14 protein-coding genes are annotated in these 19412 nt (G+C 51.4%); 6 read left to right on the top strand and 8 right to left on the bottom strand.

All coding sequences use genetic code 11. From position 1 onward, the window contains the following. Window positions 1-52 precede the first annotated feature (52 nt). From K2G43_RS10700 to glmM, 4 genes are all read left to right on the top strand, one after another. Window positions 53-2095: a ComEC/Rec2 family competence protein gene (locus K2G43_RS10700; protein ID WP_300155078.1), complete on the top strand. Its 2043-nt coding sequence runs from the start codon at window positions 53-55 to the stop codon at window positions 2093-2095. An 86-nt stretch (window positions 2096-2181) separates the two neighbouring features. Continuing rightward, window positions 2182-3219, top strand: coding sequence for a DHH family phosphoesterase (locus K2G43_RS10695; protein ID WP_297642723.1), 1038 nt, complete (start codon window positions 2182-2184; stop codon window positions 3217-3219). 101 nt (window positions 3220-3320) lie between these two features. Further along, complete coding sequence (locus tag K2G43_RS10690) at window positions 3321-3917, top strand: DUF4827 domain-containing protein (protein WP_300154992.1); 597 nt, start codon at window positions 3321-3323, stop codon at window positions 3915-3917. 22 nt (window positions 3918-3939) lie between these two features. Continuing rightward, entirely contained in the window at window positions 3940-5328 is a 1389-nt protein-coding gene (gene glmM / locus K2G43_RS10685) for a phosphoglucosamine mutase (RefSeq protein WP_297642729.1), read from the top strand. An 80-nt stretch (window positions 5329-5408) separates the two neighbouring features. Here glmM and K2G43_RS10680 read toward each other — a convergent pair whose 3' ends face one another. Both K2G43_RS10680 and K2G43_RS10675 read right to left on the bottom strand, forming a co-directional pair. Beyond that, entirely contained in the window at window positions 5409-5906 is a 498-nt protein-coding gene (locus K2G43_RS10680) for an NUDIX domain-containing protein (RefSeq protein WP_297642731.1), read from the bottom strand. Between the two features lie 107 nt (window positions 5907-6013). Beyond that, window positions 6014-7243, bottom strand: a complete 1230-nt coding sequence (locus K2G43_RS10675) for an S-adenosylmethionine:tRNA ribosyltransferase-isomerase (protein ID WP_300154988.1) — start codon at window positions 7241-7243, stop codon at window positions 6014-6016. A 406-nt stretch (window positions 7244-7649) separates the two neighbouring features. Between K2G43_RS10675 and K2G43_RS10670 the strand changes: the two genes are divergently transcribed. Then, entirely contained in the window at window positions 7650-8780 is a 1131-nt protein-coding gene (locus tag K2G43_RS10670; RefSeq protein WP_300154985.1) for a DUF2027 domain-containing protein, read from the top strand. A gap of 93 nt (window positions 8781-8873) precedes the next feature. Here the strand turns inward: K2G43_RS10670 and K2G43_RS10665 are convergent, their stop codons facing one another. The 6 genes from K2G43_RS10665 to hemW form a co-directional block, all read right to left on the bottom strand. After that, a complete protein-coding gene (locus K2G43_RS10665) occupies window positions 8874-9227 on the bottom strand; it encodes a hypothetical protein (RefSeq protein ID WP_297642736.1) in 354 nt (117 codons plus the stop codon). A 270-nt stretch (window positions 9228-9497) separates the two neighbouring features. Then, window positions 9498-10634 (bottom strand): DUF4249 domain-containing protein, encoded by a 1137-nt coding sequence (locus K2G43_RS10660; RefSeq protein WP_300154982.1) that lies wholly within the window; start codon window positions 10632-10634, stop codon window positions 9498-9500. Window positions 10635-10674: 40 nt separating this feature from the next. Further along, the gene (locus tag K2G43_RS10655) at window positions 10675-13431 is read right to left on the bottom strand and encodes a TonB-dependent receptor (RefSeq protein WP_300154979.1); all 2757 of its coding nucleotides are present in this window, start codon (window positions 13429-13431) and stop codon (window positions 10675-10677) included. Between the two features lie 2 nt (window positions 13432-13433). Then, on the bottom strand, window positions 13434-13952 hold the full coding sequence (locus tag K2G43_RS10650; RefSeq protein WP_300154976.1) for a FecR domain-containing protein: 519 nt from the start codon (window positions 13950-13952) through the stop codon (window positions 13434-13436). 112 nt (window positions 13953-14064) lie between these two features. After that, the gene (locus K2G43_RS10645; protein ID WP_300154973.1) at window positions 14065-14610 is read right to left on the bottom strand and encodes an RNA polymerase sigma-70 factor; all 546 of its coding nucleotides are present in this window, start codon (window positions 14608-14610) and stop codon (window positions 14065-14067) included. A 22-nt stretch (window positions 14611-14632) separates the two neighbouring features. Next, window positions 14633-15763, bottom strand: coding sequence for a radical SAM family heme chaperone HemW (hemW, locus tag K2G43_RS10640; protein WP_300154970.1), 1131 nt, complete (start codon window positions 15761-15763; stop codon window positions 14633-14635). Between the two features lie 248 nt (window positions 15764-16011). Between hemW and K2G43_RS10635 the strand changes: the two genes are divergently transcribed. Beyond that, entirely contained in the window at window positions 16012-19107 is a 3096-nt protein-coding gene (locus K2G43_RS10635) for a glycoside hydrolase family 2 TIM barrel-domain containing protein (protein WP_297642748.1), read from the top strand. Window positions 19108-19412: the final 305 nt, after the last annotated feature.

Below are 19412 nucleotides of genomic sequence, written 5' to 3'. Positions count from 1 at the left end.
GTTTTCGTTGATTGCGGAATACTATCAATGGTATCCGTTCTTTCGGTTGTTGATACCGTTGGTAGCGGGCATTTTGTGTGGAGATGCGTTTCCTCAGGTTGTTCCGGTGTGGGGATTGGGGTTGGCGTGCCTCTTGCTGTTTGCTGGTTTGTCGGCTTGTCATTGCCTGTGTTTCAGACGGCTGTATGGAGTGTTGTTGTTCCTCCTTCTGTCGGTTGTGGGGTATATGGGAATGGACAGGCAGATGGGACGTTCTGATTTTCCCTTTTCCAATCTTTCTTCTACTTATAGAATAGTTGTTCGGGGGAAGCCGGAAATGAAGGGGCGTTCCGTGCTTTGCCAAAGCGGCTTGCTGGAAGAAGTTCGTCAAGATACGGTTCTTGCCTTCTCCCGGCCACCGTTATTTCTGTTTTACTTTCCGAAAGATTCCATGGCGACTTGTTTGAAGCAGGGAGATGAATTGCTGATACATACTCGTCTTGCTCCTCCCGTCAACAATGGTAATCCGTATGAATTTGACTATGTCCGCTATCTGCGGCATCAGGGTGTTGCTGGAACGGCATACGTGGCCGCTGGTCATTGGCGGGTGACGGGACATGATGTCGCTCGCACTTTCAGGCAGGAGGCATTGGAATATAGGGAGAAGGTGCTTTCACTTTATCGTGATTTGGGTTTCAAGGGTGACGAACTGGCGGTTCTTTCTGCCTTGACTGTGGGCGATAAAGCAGCACTTGGCGATGACATCAGGGAGACTTATTCAGTTGCCGGTGCCAGCCATGTATTGGCGCTTTCGGGGCTGCATATCGGATTCATATATGCTTTGCTTTTCTTTTTGTTTACTCCCTTGTGGAGGCGGTGGAGGGTGTTGAAACCTATGCTGCTGTTACTGATAGTATTGTTCTTGTGGGGTTTTGCTTTCTTCACGGGATTGTCCGCTTCCGTGGTGAGATCTGTTATCATGTTTTCGTTGTGTGCGTTTGCCGGTCTGCAGTCGGAGAAGGTCTGGTCGATGAACACACTGCTGTCAGCGGCGTTCCTGATGTTGTTGTACAATCCGGTTTGGTTGTATGATGTAGGTTTCCAACTCTCTTTTGTGGCGGTAGCGGCGATATTGGTCATTCAGCCACGGCTATATGCTCTTTGGAAAGTGAAGAACCGTTTCTTGCGTTACGGATGGGGACTTGTTACGGTATCTGTTGCGGCGCAGGTGGGCACGGCTCCGTTGGTGTTGTTTTATTTTTCACGCTTTTCCACCCACTTCCTGCTGACTAACTTAGTGGCTATTCCTATGGTGTCGCTCATTCTCTATGCGGCTGTGTTGCTGTTGCTGCTGACTCCTTTCTCGTTTTTACAAGGCACTTTTGCTGCAGTTGTGAAGGCCTTGGTGTCTGCACAGAATGCAATGCTCCGGTGGATAGAGCACCTTCCGCTTTCATCGATGGATGGCATTTGGATAGACGGATGGGAGGTGTTGTTGTACTTTCTGTTTTTAGGGTTGCTTTGCCGTGCCGTGATCCGGCGTATCTATCGGAATGTGTTCCTGGCTCTGTTTGCTTTGTTACTGCTGGTCTCTTATCATTCGGTTTCAGCGATGCTCCATGCGCCCCAAAGAAGCATTGTCTTTTATAATGTACGTGGTTGTCCGGTGGTCCACTGCCTGTCGGAAAGCGGCAAGTCGTGGTTGGCTTGTGCGGATAGTCTGCCCGATCGAACCCGCTTGACCCGCACTCTTTCTCCTTATTGGAATCGTTTGCAGTTGGAAGTTCCGCAATGGGTGGCGGATGGGTATGCTGTTCCCGGTCTGTCGATGCAGGATGGAATTGTCTGTTATGCGGGCAAGCGTATCTGCCTTCTTTGCGACGGGCGATGGCAGGGCAAGGAGTCCGTTTCTCCCGCTTCAATTGATTATCTGTATGTTTCCCATGGCTATCGGGGCGGAATGGCGGAACTGGTTTCCCTGTTTTCTATTGGTACGGTGGTGCTTGATGCCTCCCTTTCCGATTATTGCCGGCATCGGATAGTGGATGATTGCATTCGTATGGGCATTCCTTATCTTTCTCTTTCTCAAAAAGGTTCTGTCCGCATTCTGTTATAAATCACAAACTTTTTCGTACTTTTGCCCTTCAATTTGTTATGGACATTAGATAATGGATAGTAAATCGTCAAATAGTAACTAAATATATGTTGAACAAAGTTATAGAACAATCCAAAATAGACCATTTCACCAAATGGTTTGACCGTGCAGACAAAGTAGTGATCGTTTCCCATGTAGGCCCCGACGGAGATGCTATTGGCTCTTCTTTAGGTTTGTGGCATTTTCTTGAATCGCAGGGAAAGACAGCGAATGTAATTGTGCCCAATGCTTTCCCCGATTTCTTGAAGTGGATGCCCGGAAGCAAGGAAGTCCTGCTGTACGATCGCTACAGGGATTTTGCCGATAAACTGATAGCCGAAGCGGATATCATTTGTTGTCTGGATTTTAACGCCATCCATCGCATCGATGCCATGGGAGATGCCGTGCTTGCTTCTCCGGCAAGGAAAATCTTGATAGACCACCATCTGCATCCCGAAGACTTCTGCCGGATTATCATTTCGCATCCTGAGATATCGTCCACTTCCGAACTGATATTCCGTCTGATATGCCGTATGGGCTACTTTGATGATATCTCAAAGGAAGGGGCCGAGTGCATTTATACGGGCATGATGACTGATACAGGCGGGTTCACTTACAACTCCAACAACCGCGCCATTTATTTCATTATCGGCGAATTGTTGTCGAAGGGTATCAACAAAGATGAGATTTATCGCAAGGTGTTCAATACCTATTCCGAAAGCCGCTTGCGCCTGATGGGATATGTGTTGTCGCAGATGAAGGTATATACCGGGCATCACGCCGCACTGATTTCCCTGACTAAAAAGGAGCAGGGACGCTTCGACTATATTCGTGGAGACAGCGAAGGCTTTGTCAACATCCCTTTGAGCATCAAGGGGACGGTTCTTTCCTGCTTCCTGCGTGAAGATACGGAGAAGCCGATGATAAAAATTTCGTTGCGTTCGGTCGGCTCTTTTCCCTGCAACCAGTTGGCTGCCGAGTTCTTTAACGGCGGCGGACACTTGAATGCGTCAGGCGGTGAATTCTATGGGACGATGGAAGAGGCGCGGAAGGTCTTTGAACAAGCGTTGGAAAAGTATAAGCCGCTGCTCAATGCCAAAGGATAAAAAGTGCGGTGGAAAGGTTAAAAGATACGAACTTTCTCTTTTCCCGTTTCGGATATCCAAGGAAATCAGATACTTTTGTACGAAATTACTAAATAATAGAGATGAAGAAACTTACTTTATTCTTTTTGGCTCTGCTTGCAGTCAGTTTCGCTTTTCAGGCCTGCGATAATACAAAAACATACGCGGAGATGCTGGATGAAGAAAAAAGTGCCATCAAGGCGTTTATAAAAGACAGTAACATTGTCGTTATTTCTCAAAGCGAGTTCCATGCACAGGATTCAATGACGTATGACAATGAATATGTGCAATTGGCGAGCGGAGTGTATATGCACATCGTGAGAAAAGGCTTTACCAATCTTGCCGATACGATTAAACCGAATGATTTGGTTCTGGTACGCTTCAAGGAGTATGGACTGATAGAAGGAGTGGAGACGTTGTCCAATCTGAATGAACCGACGGTGGTGGATGAATTCAGATATACGGTTACTTCTTCATCCATTGCAGGGCTTTTCACAGGAGGGTATATGTATATGGCATACGGTTCGTCTGTGCCTGCCGGTTGGCTGGTCGCTTTGACGTATGTGCGCGATGGGGCGCATGTCAAGTTGATAGTCCCTTCCAAGATGGGGCACCAGAATGCGCAACGCCAGGTGTATCCTTATTATTATGACATTCAGAAATTCCAAATCTGGAACTAACAGATATTTAAAATTTTAACCTATGACTCTCATCAAATCTATCTCTGGAATCCGCGGAACCATTGGCGGTAGTGCCGGCGAGGGGTTGAATCCGCTCGACATTGTGAAGTTTACTTCGGCATACGCTACCCTCATCCGCAAGACGTGTACGGTAAAAAGTAATAAAATCGTAGTAGGACGTGACGCTCGTATCTCCGGCGAAATGGTCAAGAATGTAGTGGTCGGTACCTTGATGGGTATGGGCTGGGATGTAGTGGACATTGATTTGGCTTCTACTCCGACTACCGAATTGGCTGTTACGATGGAAGGGGCAAGTGGTGGTATCATCCTGACCGCTTCGCACAACCCCAAACAGTGGAACGCCTTGAAATTGTTGAACGAAAAAGGCGAGTTCCTGAACAAGGAAGAAGGCAATGAGGTGCTTCGCATCGCTGCCGCCGAAGAATTTGAATATGCCGAAGTTGACAAGCTCGGCTCATATCGCAAAGATCTGACTTACAATCAAAAGCATATAGATAGTGTGCTGGCGCTCGACCTCGTGGATGTGGAAGCCATCAAGAAGGCCGATTTCCGTGTGGCTATCGACTGCGTGAACTCTGTAGGTGGCATTATCCTGCCCCAGTTGCTCGAACGTTTGGGCGTTCAGCATGTAGAGAAACTCTATTGTGAACCGACCGGCGACTTTCAGCATAATCCTGAACCTCTGGAGAAGAACTTGGGTGACATCATGAACCTGATGAAGGGCGGTAAGGCTGACGTTGCGTTTGTAGTAGATCCGGACGTGGACCGTTTGGCGATGATTTGCGAAGACGGCAAGATGTATGGTGAAGAATATACATTGGTGACCGTGGCCGACTACGTTCTGAAGCATACTCCGGGCAATACGGTATCTAATCTGAGCTCTACCCGTGCCTTGCGCGACGTAACCCGTAAGTACGGACAAGAGTATTCGGCTTCTGCTGTTGGCGAGGTGAACGTGACTACCAAGATGAAGGCTGTGGGTGCCGTTATCGGTGGTGAAGGCAACGGTGGAGTCATCTATCCTGCCAGCCACTATGGCCGTGATGCTCTGGTAGGTATTGCCTTGTTCTTGAGCCATCTGGCACACGAGGGAAAGAAAGTGAGCGAACTGCGCGCCTCTTATCCTGCCTACTTTATGGCAAAGAACCGTGTGGACCTGACTCCCGATACGGATGTGGATGCCATCCTTGCCAAAGTGAAGGAACTCTATAAGAATGAAGAAATCAACGATATCGACGGTGTGAAGATAGACTTCCCCGACAAATGGGTACACCTGCGCAAGAGTAATACGGAACCGATTATCCGTGTGTATAGTGAAGCCGGTACGCCGGAAGCTGCCGAGGAAATCGGTCAGCAGATTATGAAGGTGATTGAAGAGCTGGCGAAATAATCGCTGCTTCTTTTTAGAATACGGAGACACGGAGCCACAGAGTATTGAATAGAAAACTCTGTGTCTCCGTGTCTCTGTGTTTATATAATTCTCTTTATCTCCTGTTCGAAGTTGGGAGTGAATATTCCTTTCCCCATATTTTCTTTCAGTTCTTCCAGGCTCCAGAAGCGCCCGCCGTCCAGTTCGTCGCTGGGATGGATATCGCCGTCATATACGGTTTTGTGTACAAAGACAAGTTCCCGTTCACGGGCAGACTCGAAAACATAGTGCATAAGGGTCTCGGGGATGAACTCCGTGATGCCGAGCTCTTCGCGCACTTCGCGCTTCAATGCCATTTCCACGCTTTCGCCAAGGTCAACATGACCTCCTACGGCTGTGTCCCATTTTCCCGGTTGAATGTCTTTCCATTCGGGGCGTTTCTGCAAATAGAGTTCGCCTTTGGAGTTAAAAACATGTAGATGTACCACCGGATGCAGCAGTTTGCTGCCGTTGTGGCATTCGCCGCGGGTGGCGGCACCTGTGATGTTGCCCTGTTCATCAACAAGGGGAAACATCTCTTGAAGGTTATCATGGCTCATGGTTGTTCTTTCTCTTATATATTAACTTTGTATAAATTGGCTATTGTTTTTTAATTCCTAAACCCGAAGGACGATAACTCCTTTAAACTTCCGATAATTCTTAAATCTTATGGTATCAGCAACGACGAATCTCCGTAACTCAGGAATCGGAAGTCGTGGCTGAGGGCGTAATCGTAAATTTTCTTCCAGTCGCCATGCACGAATGCCGATACAAGCAGCAGCAGGGTGCTTTGTGGCTGGTGGAAGTTGGTCACCATCGCCTGCACGATGTGGTATTTGTAGCCCGGGGCGATGATGATTTGCGTGCTGGTGTGCAGTGCCTCCATATCGTGGCGGTCGAGGTAGCCGACAATGGCTTGCAAAGCTTCGGTGGCGGGTATTGCGGCGGCCGTGGCAGACGGTTCATAGGGTTGCCATTGGCGGACGTGCAGTTCGTTTTCCGGGGCATCGGGATTGTTCAGCAGCGTGACGCCGATGTGGTAGAGGCTCTCCAAGGTGCGTACTGAGGTGGTGCCCACGGCGATGGCCTTTCCGTTATGGGCGATGAGCTTTTCCAGGGTGCCGCGCGAGACGGAGATGTATTCCGTGTGCATTTCGTGGCCCTCTATCTCTTCACTTTTCACCGGCTTGAACGTGCCTGCTCCCACGTGGAGTGTCAGCTCTTCCAGATCAACCCCTTTTTTCCGCAGGGCATCCAATACGTGCGGGGTGAAGTGCAGGCCTGCCGTAGGGGCGGCAACCGAACCCTTGATTTTGGAATATACCGTCTGATAGGTTTCCTTGTCGCTCTCTTCTGTTTGGCGGTTCAGATAGGGGGGGATGGGAAGCTCGCCAAACACTTCGAGTATGTCGGCAAAGGTCACTTCGGGATTGTTCCAGCGAAAGTCTATCCAATGGGCGGTTCCGTGACACTCTCTCCGTTGGGCGGTCAGGGTCAGCGGTTTGCCTTTTACGGTCATCTCGCGTGCCAGTGTTCCTTCTTTCCATTTCTTCAGGTTGCCTATCATGCAGAGCCAGGCGGCGTGTTCGGTCTGCTGGAAATTCAGCGCATAGTCGTTCGGTTCTATCGGCTCCAGACAGAACACTTCAATCAGTGCTCCTGTCTCTTTGCGGAAATGGAGGCGTGCCTGTATCACTTTGGTATTGTTGAATATCATCAGGCTGCCTGCCGGAAGATAGTCGGGCAAGGAGGTGAAGATGTCTTCGGATACCTCTCCGTGGCGGTAGAGCAACAGCTTCGACCGGTCGCGTACGGGAAGCGGAAATTTGGCGATGCGCTCATCCGGCAACGGATAGTTGAACTCGCTGATATGGATATGTCTGGGGTCTTCTTTCATGATACTCTTCTGTTTTACTATATCGGCTGCAAAGTTACGGATATTTGGGAAGATTGGAAGAATAAGGGAAATAATTCCTAACTTTGCGGCAAGAAACGGACAAAGACCTTAGCTGTGCTTTTGCCAACGGGCTGGCACGGCTTTGCCAACTTGTTGGCACGGTCTTGCCATCCTGTTGGCAAAGTCCTGCCATCCCGTTGGCAAAAAGAGAAGGAATAACTCAAGTTCCGCAAGTTCTTGAACCTGCTCTCGGTGAACAAGTAAACAAGTGTGCAAGGCTCTCCTGCCTGTTTGGTGAATAAGATGCCGGTGGAATCAGAATCACTTCGCCTCGTAGCCTCGTTAACTTGTATCCTGACAGCCTGTCAAAGATATGCGAAACTTACATAATATAAAGAACAGACTTATGAAGATAGGAGATAAAGTGCGCTTCCTCAGCGAAGTGGGGGGCGGTGTTGTGACAGGGTTCCAAGGAAAGAACATCGTGCTGGTAGAGGATGCCGACGGTTTCGACATTCCAATGCAGATAAACGAGTGTGTGGTGATAGAGACAGACGACTATAATATTCCCACTCCGGCGGCAAAGGCTGCCGCCAACAAGAAGAAGGAGGAAGAGAAGAGCCGTACGGCTTCTGCTGCGGCAAGACCGTCGGAGGCTCCGGTGGCGCATGTTTCGGAACTGTCGTCGGGACGTTTGTCGAAGCCTGAGATATCGGTCTATCGACAGCCCGAAATAAAGGGGGGCGATGTGTTGAACGTCTTCCTTGCTTTTGTGCCGGAGGATGTCAAAGCTGTCAGTACGACTCCTTTCGAGGCCTATTTGGTGAACGACAGCAATTACTACATGTACTATACCTACTCGAGCGCCGAAGGCAAGGCGTGGACGGTCCGTTCGCACGGCCTGATAGCGCCCAACACAAAGTTGCTGCTCGAAGAGTTCGAAAAGTCGGAACTGAACGACCGCGAGCGGGTGGCGGTGCAGCTGCTTGCCTTCAAGGACAACCGCTCGTTTGCGATGAAACCGGCCATTGGTGTGGAGATTCGCATCGATACGGTGAAGTTCTACAAACTGCATACTTTCCAGTCCACCGATTTCTTTGAGACTCCGGCGTTGATGTACGACATTGTCCGGAACGACCGGCCTGCCAAGCAGGTATATGTCTCTGCCGAAGAGTTGCAGGAAGCCCTGACGCAGAAGAAAACCGCAGATGCTCCCTCGAAGCCGAAGACCCTCGTGAAGCGTGGCGGCAAGAACGGAATTGTGGAAATAGACCTTCACATCGGCGAATTGCTGGACGATACCCGCGGCATGAGTAACAGCGAGATGCTGAACTACCAGTTGGACAAGTTCCGTGAGGTGATGGAGCAATACAAGAACAAACGCGAGCAGCGCATTGTTTTTATCCACGGCAAGGGAGACGGCGTGCTCCGTAAAGCCTTGTTGGATGAGCTGAAACGTAAATACTCCGCTTGCCGTCATCAGGACGCTTCCTTCCAGGAGTATGGATTCGGGGCGACGATGGTGACGATAAAATAGGGCAGGATGTCGCATGAAAAAAAGCAGTGCCGGGTGAGGTTGACGGTTCGCCGTCTCTCCTCCCGGCACTGCTTCCATATCCGGAGGTGAAGGTTATTTCACCTCGATTCCCTTGTTCAGCAGTGTGACGTTCAGCACTTTGGCATAATCGGCATACTGCTTTTCGTTCAGTGTCTGTTTCATCAACTTCAGGTTGCCGTAAACGGCGTTGCGGAGCAATTTCTCCCGATTTTTCTTGGAGGTTGTGGCATACTCCATTTGTGTTGTGAAGTATTCGCAGATGCTGGCGACTTCTTCATGCTGGCCGGCATTCAGATTCAAATACTTGCTCAACTTGGTCACGTTGATGTTGCTGTCCCATTTTGCAGTTGTAGGTTGGTTTCCTGCTGCAAATGTAGTGGCAGTCAGGCAGACGGCTGCCACGAATGTTAATCCTAAACGTTTCATAATACCTACTTTGTTTAATTGTTAATCCTAAAAAACTAATCTCAATCTAATACTTATAAAAACTATTACCTATTGAAGACAATCTAAGCGCTCAGCCTTTCTTTTTACCTGTGCAAATATATGGAGATGTTTTATAACACAAAAATAAGTGGAAAGAAAAATGAATACTATCCTTCATTTCTTGACTTAAATCAATTGTTTGCTGTTAAAATGTACTATTTATGCTCTGTTTTGTAATATAAATGTAGCAAAATGCGGAATAAAGTGACTTTATGTGTTGTATGGATATTCCTCCTCGGTGTAGATATTGAAGATGCGTTGTTCGGGTATCTTCAAGATGACGTTGGTTTCCGAGCAAATGCCCACAAAGCCCAACCCGCCGTTGACGTTGCTTGGCAGGCAGACAGGTTCCATCAAAGATTCGTCGTAGTTGTCATCTTTCAGGCAATTCAGGGCTTTCAGGTAGCGGTATTCGGCTTCGGTCAGGGTTAGCAGGCGGATGGTGATGGTTTGTGTATAGTAAATCTCTTCGTAGTAGTGGTTCCATGTGTAGGTTGGATAACCGGGGAAGTTGAGTGGGGTATAGACTCTTAAGGTGGCATGCGAGTTGCGGAACATACTGTCGTTGAATATGTTGTATTTGTTAGTGATGGTGGGGAACAATTCGTTGCCTTCGTCATCATAGCCGGTGGGATGACCATCGGTCAGTATTACGTCCTCCCGGTTGATGATTTCGCAACTTTCATAGCCGGACACGATAGTGTCTCTGGTCGCTTCGTTTTCTTCTCCTTTGTTCTCTTTCCAAAGGAAACGATAGCTGTTTTCGTTCCGGATGTCCAGTCGGTAGTAGTTCTTTTCGTCGGGACGGTCTTGCAGCGTAATCTTATATTGGCGATAGGGGGTCTGCTTATGATACTTTCGCAGATAGACGGTGCAGGTGTCCACGTGCAGGTGCTCTACAGGGTGTGGCACGATGACCTCGGCGCTGGCATGATACTTCCCGTTTTCGGCGTTCGCTTCCAGGCGGATGCGGTCGCCGGGATGGAAGGAGGCGGTCAGGCGGAACGGGGTGAATCGCATGTTTTCCACGATGTGTTTAAAAGCCTCTTTATCGAACCTGCCTATTACATCTTTATAATACTCTTCCGGAGAGATTGCTTCCAAGGTCTCTGTCCGGTCGTTCACGGATAGGGTGAGGGTGGCTTCTTTTAGCTGCTCGAGGTTGTATCCCCGGTTCAGGTGGAGATAGACGTAGTTCTCCGTCGCGCCGGCATCCAGCAGGGCGTTCATGATGAGTTGCGGCTCTTGCGTTCCGGGGTTGTAGGGTATTTCGTTTTCGCACGAGGCAAACGAGGTGATAATGATTGCTATATATATAATAATGTATAATCTGCTGCTTGTTTTCATATCTGCTGTTCTTTTTTAAATGGATGTTTATTGTTCTTCTTTAAAATCTGTATGTGTAGGTGACGGATGGGATGCAAGGAAGTATGGTCAGCTTCTTGATGGTGGTTTTCCCGCTGTCATTGTGCAGCTCATATTTCCCGTTGCCGGTTATCCAGTAGCTTGTACCATTTTGGTATTCGCTGTAAACGATGTTGGGGTTCATGGCGTTGTAGGCGTTATAGAGGCTGATGTTCCAGGTGCGCATGCCGTGTTTGGTCTTCTTGTTGAAGTTGATGCCTACGTTCAGGCGATGGGTGGCAGGCAGGCGATAGTTGTTCCGGCCGGAGATGTAGCCCGCCTCTTCCAGTTCGCCGTCGGGGGTGAGGATGATGGTTGCCTTTTCGGGTACGGTGATGCAACCGCCGCTGTTGAATATCCACGAGGCACCCACATCGATGCGGTCGCTGAACTTGTGGTTGAGGCAGAGGCTGAGGTTGTGGCGACGGTCGTACTTGTGGGGAAACCATCGCCCCTGGTTGATACTTCCGTCCTTGAAGCGGTGGTCGGTCTTGGAGAGGGTGTAGGCCAGCCATCCGGTGGTTTTGCCCATGGTTTTCTGCACCATCACTTCCAGTCCGAAGGAGCGTCCTTCGCCTGTTTCCACTTTATCTTCCCAGTTGGTGGATGTGCCGAAGAAGGAGGTTCCGTCCTGATACTCCAGGATGTGCCGCATCTGCTTGTAATATCCTTCGATGGAGAACTCACAGCCCGGAAGTCCGGAGTAGTAGCCTCCGACGGAGTATTGGTTGGCGTACATGGGGCTGATCTCTTTGGTGATGGGTACCCAGAGGTCGGTGGGCATGGAGAACGGGGTGGAGGTGAGCAGATGCACGTATTGTGCCATGCACGTATAGGATGCCTTGGTGGCGAATCCCCTTCCAAGGTCATAGCGGGCGGAGAGGCGCGGTTGCAAGGAGTGGTAACTTTTGCCTTGCGTATGAAACAGCACGGCCCGTACGCCTGCGTTCAGGCTGAGGCGATCGGTGACGCTACAGTTGTCTTCGGCATAGAACGAGAGCTCCTGCCCGTGCATGATGCGGGCGCTGCTGGTGTGGTAGAGGGTATCTTCCTGCATGGTTCCTTCATCTATCTCCTGTATTTTCGATGTGGAGACTCCGGGGCGGAAGGTATGATGGATGAGCTCCATACCGAACTTGATGTGGTGCTGTGGCATGGGCGCATAGTCGAAGTCCATGCGTGCGCTCCAGTCACGGATGCCGGAAGCGAAGTGTGAGCGGTAGCTGTATTGGTTTTTTATCTGTTTGTGGACGAGGTCGGTGTCCTCCATGCTCCCCTTCAGGTTCATGCTGTATTGGTTGTACGAGAGGGTCGCGTTGCCGAACAGCTGGTTGTTGAATACGTGGTTCCAGCGGGCGTAGGCGATGGTGTTTCCCCAGCTCAGGCGGCTGTTGTCCTTGTTGATGTTCAGGCGGGAGGCATCGGCGGTCTGTTTGGTATGGCACTCGCTTTGGATGCTGTATAGGTCTTTTCCCGTGTAGAAGCCGAGGAAGAGGCGGTTGCGGTCGTTGAATTTGTGGTTCAGCTTGGCGTTGATGTCGTAGAAGTAGTAATTGCCTCTGTTCCGTTCATGATATTCGTAGGTGGAGTTCGACCAACTGTCGCTGCCTGCGCCGAAGCCGTTCGGAAGAAAGATGGTGGGGGTGATGCGTGCGCTGAGGCTGAAGGAGGTCTGCCCTTTCCGGATAGGTCCTTCGATGTGCAGCTTGTCCGTCAGTCCGCCGATGCTGAGTGCACCGTGGTAGCGTTGCATGTCGCCGTCGTTGGTGCGCACATCGACCACCGACGAGAGTCGTCCGCCGTAGCGGGCGGGGAAGGAACTCTTGAACAGCGTGGTGTTCTTCACCGCTTCGGGCGTGAAGATGGAGAAGACGCCCAGCAGGTGGTCGGCGTTATAGACCGGGATGCCGTCCAGCATCACCAGGTTCTGGTCGGGACTGCCGCCGCGCACATACATGCCTGCAAAGCCTTCCATACCTGCCTGTACGCCCGGCATCAGCTGGATGGTCTTCAGTAGGTCGGCTTCTCCCAGCAGGGTGGGGGTATGCTTGATTTGCTCCATCGGAATTTCATGCGCTCCCATGGCGGTGCTTTTGAGGCCGGCTTCCCGCTTGTCCGACAGCACGACTATCTCTTTCAGTTGGTTGTTGCTTGTCAGGCTGACATTGAGTAGGGTATCTTTGGACAACCTGAACCGGCAGTGCCGGTTTTCGTAGCCCAAATAGGAGAAAGACAGTTCCGCATCGCCTTCCGGCAAGGTGAGAGAATAGAAACCGAAAGGATTGGTTGCCGTGCCCATGGCTCGACGACTCTCAAGGACGTTGGCACCAATCAGCGTCTCGGAAGACGCTCCGTCGGTCACGTATCCGCTGATAGTGAACTTCCGGCTAACGGGTTTCGAGGGCAGAGGCTGTTTGTAGAGCAGGATGTGTTTACCGGAAATCTCGAATCGGACAGGTTTGCCGGCGAAGGCAAGCTCCAGCATTTCGGCGATGGTCTTCTGCTTCGCCTCCAGTGTGAGGCGGTGCGTCAGCCTCACTTCCTCTCCATAGACGAAGGAGAAACCGGTGGAGTTTTCCACTTGCCTGATGAAGCTTTCCAGGGTGGCATTCCGGATGTTCAGGTTCAAACGGGTCTCTTTGTTTTGCGCTTGCGTTGTGGGCGAAGCGCTTAGAAATACCACACACAGCAGAAGCAGGGTTCTGATGAAGTGGTGTGAACAGATAATAGAATCAGTCATTGTTAGTTAAGTTTAGTAGTGAGTATAATTATATTGCCTTCTTTTCTATAAGTGAAGCCGCCTGCCTCTTTCAGCAGGTCGAGGATTTCCGTCAGGGTCTCTCCCTTGCGGAAGGTGGCGGTCATGCGGTAGTTCTTCAGGTGCTCGTCTTCGATGCGTATTTCTGTTTGGAAGGTTTCGGAAAGCCGGCGGGCTATTTCTTGCAAGGGCTCTTGGTCGAACGTCAGCACGCTGCGGATTGTCTGTGTCTTTTCGGCGGGCTGCACGGTTTCGGCAGGCACGACGTTGCGCTGCGGTGCTATGTAGAGGAAGTGGTAGGCGGCCCAGCTTGTCATGCAGAGCAGCACGATGGCGGCGGCGCTTGCCGCGCGTAGCCAGAAGCGTTTCAGGGTGCGGCGTTTCTGCAAGCGGGCTTCCAGCAGTTTCCAGCTGCTGTCGGCTGTGAAGCGTCCGCGGGGGGAGCGGGTGGAGGCGGTCAGCTGTTCCAATACCTTATCGAAATTAGCGTTGTTCACTTTCATCGGTAGCTTGTTTTAGAGTGTCTCTTTTGTCTATAAAGACAGCGGTCGAGAGTAAACTCCCTACGTGCACTTTGCAAAACAATGTTAAATGAATGTGCGGCCTGTGGCGCCTTTATTTGTCCAGCAACGCTTCCTTCAGTCGGCTTACGGCTTTCTGTAGTTGCGCGTCCACGGTGTTCATGCTGATGCCCATCGCTTCTGCCACTTGGAGGTAGCTCTGCTTCTCTTCGCGTACGCGGATAAACACTTCGCGGCAACGTTCGGGCAGGCGGTCCAACGCCTTGACGTAGCGTGCGAAGAGCTCTTCGCTGATGAGTATTTCTTCCGGCGATTCGGTTTCATCGTTCGTTTCGGGGAGCGGTCCGGCAGAGCGGGTGGTGCGTCGGTTCTCTTTCTCCAGGTAGTTGAGGGCGGCGTTTTTGGTGAGGATGAAACAATAGTCTTCGATGTTGTTCACTTCCGACAGGCGGGTGCGTTGCTCCCATAGGCGCATGAAGACATCGAGCACAATCTCCTGCGCCCACTCCTCGTGCTTCACGTAGTAGCAGGCAATGCGGAACAGGCGGTCGTAGCAGAGGTCGTAAAACCCGTGAAAAGCCCGTTCGGAGTCTTCCTCTTTCATTTGGCGCAGGTAGCGGCGGACTTCTTGTTCGGTCATGCTCTCTTTTGTTTCTGGAGGGTTATTCGATAAACATCAGGTCGCTGATGATGCCGTCGGAGACGAAGATACCTTGCCGGGTGAGGCGTAACCGCCCCTCTTCAAGTTTCAGGCTTCCGCTCTTCAGGTAGGGGGTGGCGGCATGTGTGCAGTATTGGCTTCGGGCGGTGCCGAACGTCCGTTCCACCTCTTCCGGAGAGATGCCTTGGCGGGTGCGCAGGCCGGTCATTACATACTCGTTGTAGCGGGTGTTGGGATCCAGCGGTTCGGTCTCATGCAACCGTTCTCCCGATTCGACGGAGCGGATGTAGGCTTCCAGTGAGGCGACGTTCCATTCACGCTCCTTCCGGTTGTAGGAGTGTGCCGATGGGCCGCAGCCCAAGTAGGGGATGCCCTGCCAGTAAGAGGTGTTGTGGCGTGAGTGCAGGCCCGGCTTGCAGAAGTTGGATATCTCGTAGTGCTCATATCCGGCAGCACCGAGTGTGTCCATGAGGGTGGTGAAGAAGCGCACGCTGCTCTCCTCGTCCACCTCCCGGATGCGGTGGCTTTGCAGCATCTCATGGATGCGGGTGCCCTCCTCGTAGGTCAGGTGGTAGGCGGAGATGTGCTCCACGCCGAGGGCGACGGCCTGCTGCAGGTCGTGCAGCCACCGCTTGTCCGTCTCGCCCGGCAGGCCGTAGATAAGGTCGATGCTGATGTTGCGGAAGCCGGCTTGGCGGCAATGCTCCACGGCCTCCAAGGCTTGGCGGGCATCGTGCCGGCGGTTCAGCAGCCGCAGGGTAGGGTCGTCGAAGGTCTGTATGCCCATGCTGATGCGGTCGAAGGGGAAGGAGCGCAACATTGTCGCGTATGCTTCTGTCAGGTCGTCGGGATTGGCCTCGAGGGTGATTTCTTCGGCATGCTCCATGCCATATACCTCCCGGATGGTCCGGAATATCTCTTCAAAGTCCTCGGGGGCAAGTTGCGAGGGGGTTCCGCCGCCCAGGTAGATGGTCTTTATCGGTTCTCCTTCCAGATACTCCCGGCGCTCTTTCAGCTCGGTGCATAGGGCACGGATGTACGAGCGCTTCAGCTCGCTGCGGGTGGTGGAATAGAAATCGCAGTAGATGCAACGTGTCTTGCAAAAGGGGATATGGATATAGATGCCTGCCATGATGTTCGATGGATATTTGCTGCAAAAGTAAGACTTTGATTGAAAAGAAACGGCATATAGGTGGAATAAAACGAAGATGGTCTGTCGGCTGATACTCCTTTTTACTCATTAGACTCCTTTAATTGAAAGATTCCCCCTCTTTTTTTGAATGATATTTCTCCAAAGTATTTGTCAGATTGTCTTATCTTTGTGTCGGCATATAAGGAGAATATGCCGATACAAACTTTAATATATTAAAATAAGGTATCATGAAAAAGCAATTCTTAACCGGACTGTTTGCGGCTTTTGCCGTTACCGCAAGCGCGCAGTCCTTCACCGAGTGGCAAGACCCTGAGGTCAATGCCGTGAACCGTGCCCCGATGCACACCAACTACTTTGCCTACGAGTCGGCCGATGCGGCGGCGCGTGGAGCCAAGGAGCAGTCGTCCAACTATCTTACCTTGAACGGTACCTGGAAATTCTTCTGGGTGAAGGATGCCGATGCCCGCCCTACGGATTTCTGGAAAGTAGGATTCAACGACAAAGGATGGGACAACCTTGCCGTTCCCGCCGTATGGGAACTGAACGGCTACGGCGATCCCCTCTATGTGAATGTGGGCTATGCTTGGCGCGAGCAGTTCAAGAACAATCCGCCCTATGTGCCGGTGGTCAACAACCACGTGGGCTCCTATCGTCGTGAAATCACGGTTCCCGCCGGTTGGAGCGGAAAGGACATCATCGCCCATTTCGGCTCCGTCACGTCCAACATGTATTTGTGGGTAAACGGCAAGTACGTGGGCTATAGTGAAGACAGCAAGCTGGAAGCCGAATTCAACCTGACTCCCTACCTGAAGCCGGGACAGAAGAACCTGATTGCGTTCCAAGTGTTCCGCTGGTGCGACGGCACCTATCTGGAAGACCAGGACTTCTTCCGCTACAGCGGGGTGGGGCGCGACTGCTATCTGTACGCCCGCGACAAGAAGCGCATCGAAGACATCCGTGTCACTCCCGATTTGGATGAGGCCTACAAGGACGGCTCTCTGAGCGTCAACCTCAGCCTGAAGGGAAGCGGCAATGTCAACCTGGAGCTGCTGGACGCTGCGGGCAAGTCCGTTGCCACAGCCACGGCAAAGGGTAGCGGAACAACCGTGATGAACGTGGAGAATCCGCATAAGTGGAGCGCCGAGACTCCCTACCTCTATACGTTGCGTGCCACCTTGCAGGGCAGTAACGAGGTGATTCCCGTGAAGGTGGGCTTCCGCAAGATAGAGTTGAAGAATGCGCAGATTCTGATTAACGGACAGCCTGTCCTCTTCAAGGGAGCCGACCGTCACGAGCTCGACCCCGATGGCGGTTATGTGGTTTCCCGCGAGCGCATGATGCAGGACATTCAGATTATGAAGCAGTTCAACCTGAACGCCGTGCGCACGTGCCACTACCCGGACAACAATCTTTGGTACGACCTTTGCGACCAATACGGTATCTACGTAGTGGCGGAGGCCAATGTGGAGTCCCACGGAATGGGCTATGGCGAGAAGACGCTTGCCAAGAACCCAAGCTACAAGAAGGCACACCTGGAACGCAACCAGCGCAATGTGCAGCGTGGGTTCAACCATCCCAGCATCATCTTCTGGTCATTAGGCAACGAAGCCGGCTACGGCCCCAACTTCGAGGCCTGCTACGATTGGGTGAAAGCCGAAGACCCCAGCCGTGCCTGCCAGTATGAACAGGCGGGAAAGAACGGCAAGACCGATATCTATTGCCCGATGTATCGCACCTATAGCGGCTGTCAAGAATATTGCGAGGACGCTTCTCAGACGAAACCGTTGATTCAGTGTGAATATGCCCATGCCATGGGCAACTCGCAAGGCGGCTTTAAGGAGTATTGGGATTTGGTTCGCAAATATCCCAAGTATCAGGGTGGCTTCATCTGGGACTTTGTCGATCAGTCGCCGCGCTGGACGGGCAAGAACGGCAAGACGATTTACGCCTATGGCGGCGATTTCAACCGTTTCGATGCCAGTGATGTCAACTTCTGCAACAACGGTTTGATTAGCCCCGACCGTGTTCCCAATCCGCACATGTACGAAGTGGGATACTACTATCAGAACATCTGGACGACTCCCGCCGACCTGAAGAACGGCGAAATCAATGTGTATAACGAGAACTTCTTCCGCGACCTTTCCGCCTACTACATGGAGTGGGAAGTGTTGAAGGCCGGTCAGGTGATGCGCACCGGTCGCGTGGACAATCTGAACGTCGCTCCGCAACAGACCGCGAAAATCAAGTTGGATTTGGGCAAGGTGTGTCAGTGCAAGGAGTGGCTGCTCAACGTCTCCTATAAGCTGAAGAACCGCGAAGGCCTGCTTCCTGCCGGTCATGTAGTGGCGAAGGATCAGTTGGTGTTGAATCCTTATAAGGCTCCTTCCATGGAACTGAAGAACAGCGTGCAGAGCAATGTGGAGGTTGTGGCCCCCGAAGTGCAGGACAACGACAGACACTATCTCATCGTTTCTGGTGCCGGTTTCCGTATGGAGCTCAGCCGCCACACCGGCTATCTGGTGAAGTATCAGCTGAAGGGCAAGGATATGCTGAAGGACGGCGAGGCGCTGACCCCGAACTTCTGGCGTGCGCCTACCGACAATGACTTCGGTGCCGGTTTGCAGAACAGATATCGTGCATGGAAGAACCCTGAAATCAAGTTGGCTTCTTTCAATCATCGTGAAGAGGACAAGCAAGTTGTTGTGGAGGCTGCTTACGATATGCCGGGAGTTTCCGCCAAACTGAATCTGACGTATGTCATCAACAACGTAGGTGCCGTCAAGGTGACGCAGAAACTGACAGCCGACAAGAGCGCCAAGGTGTCCAACCTGTTCCGCTTCGGCATGCAGCTGCCTATGCCACGCAGTTTTGAGACCATTGAGTATTATGGCCGCGGTCCGGTAGAGAACTACATCGACCGTAACCATTGCACCGATTTGGGCATCTATCGTCAGACGGTAACCGAGCAGTTCTATCCTTACATCCGTCAGCAGGAGACAGGCACGAAGACCGACATCCGCTGGTGGAAGATGCTGGATCAGGCAGGCAGTGGCATACAGATTATTGCTGCCGCTCCTTTCTCCGCCTCTGCTTTGCACTATACCATCGACTCTTTGGATGAAGGCAAAGCGAAGAATCAAGGTCACTCTCCTGAGGTGGAAGAAGCCGATCTGACCAACCTGTGTATCGATAAGGTGCAGATGGGATTGGGATGTGAAAACAGCTGGGGACACATCGCCCGTCCGGAATATCTGGTTCCTTATGCCGATTATGAATTTACGTTCATCCTTATGCCGGTGCAGCATGCGATAGACATTGAATAGCCGGTTTTAGGAATATGGTCAAGCTGAATTGAATTGTTTTAAGGAGTTGCCGGGAGTTAAATACTTAATTCCTGGTAACTCTTTCCTCTTTCTTCCCTCCTTCCTTCCCTCTTTACATGCAAGAGCCGTGACTCTGAATTTATAAATGTTTACACGGAATTTTCCATTCTCGAAAATTTCGCCATTCGCCATGCTCTCTTTCCATGTCTTGTCCGGTCCTTATCTGCCCCATAGTTTCTTCGGTGTTTCTTCGGACGTTCTTCGGACATTCTTCGGTCCTAGGGAGTGGAGTTTGTCCGAAGAAC

This window comes from Bacteroides sp. (genome assembly GCF_029057325.1).
GTDB lineage: Bacteria > Bacteroidota > Bacteroidia > Bacteroidales > Bacteroidaceae > Bacteroides.
This window is presented reverse-complemented; position numbering and strand designations above follow the sequence as displayed.

Excerpts from the sequence above, each read along its gene's own strand:
- K2G43_RS10655 (WP_300154979.1), bottom strand. The coding sequence starts at position 13,431 with ATGACTGATTCTATTATCTGTTCACACCACTTCATCAGAACCCTGCTT.
- K2G43_RS10635 (WP_297642748.1), top strand. The coding sequence starts at position 16,012 with ATGAAAAAGCAATTCTTAACCGGACTGTTTGCGGCTTTTGCCGTTACC.
- K2G43_RS10650 (WP_300154976.1), bottom strand. The coding sequence starts at position 13,952 with ATGAAAGTGAACAACGCTAATTTCGATAAGGTATTGGAACAGCTGACC.
- K2G43_RS10675 (WP_300154988.1), bottom strand. The coding sequence starts at position 7,243 with ATGAAAGAAGACCCCAGACATATCCATATCAGCGAGTTCAACTATCCG.
- K2G43_RS10670 (WP_300154985.1), top strand. The coding sequence starts at position 7,650 with ATGAAGATAGGAGATAAAGTGCGCTTCCTCAGCGAAGTGGGGGGCGGT.
- K2G43_RS10645 (WP_300154973.1), bottom strand. The coding sequence starts at position 14,610 with ATGACCGAACAAGAAGTCCGCCGCTACCTGCGCCAAATGAAAGAGGAA.
- K2G43_RS10695 (WP_297642723.1), top strand. The coding sequence starts at position 2,182 with ATGTTGAACAAAGTTATAGAACAATCCAAAATAGACCATTTCACCAAA.
- K2G43_RS10665 (WP_297642736.1), bottom strand. The coding sequence starts at position 9,227 with ATGAAACGTTTAGGATTAACATTCGTGGCAGCCGTCTGCCTGACTGCC.
- K2G43_RS10690 (WP_300154992.1), top strand. The coding sequence starts at position 3,321 with ATGAAGAAACTTACTTTATTCTTTTTGGCTCTGCTTGCAGTCAGTTTC.
- K2G43_RS10660 (WP_300154982.1), bottom strand. The coding sequence starts at position 10,634 with ATGAAAACAAGCAGCAGATTATACATTATTATATATATAGCAATCATT.
- K2G43_RS10680 (WP_297642731.1), bottom strand. The coding sequence starts at position 5,906 with ATGAGCCATGATAACCTTCAAGAGATGTTTCCCCTTGTTGATGAACAG.
- hemW (WP_300154970.1), bottom strand. The coding sequence starts at position 15,763 with ATGGCAGGCATCTATATCCATATCCCCTTTTGCAAGACACGTTGCATC.
- glmM (WP_297642729.1), top strand. The coding sequence starts at position 3,940 with ATGACTCTCATCAAATCTATCTCTGGAATCCGCGGAACCATTGGCGGT.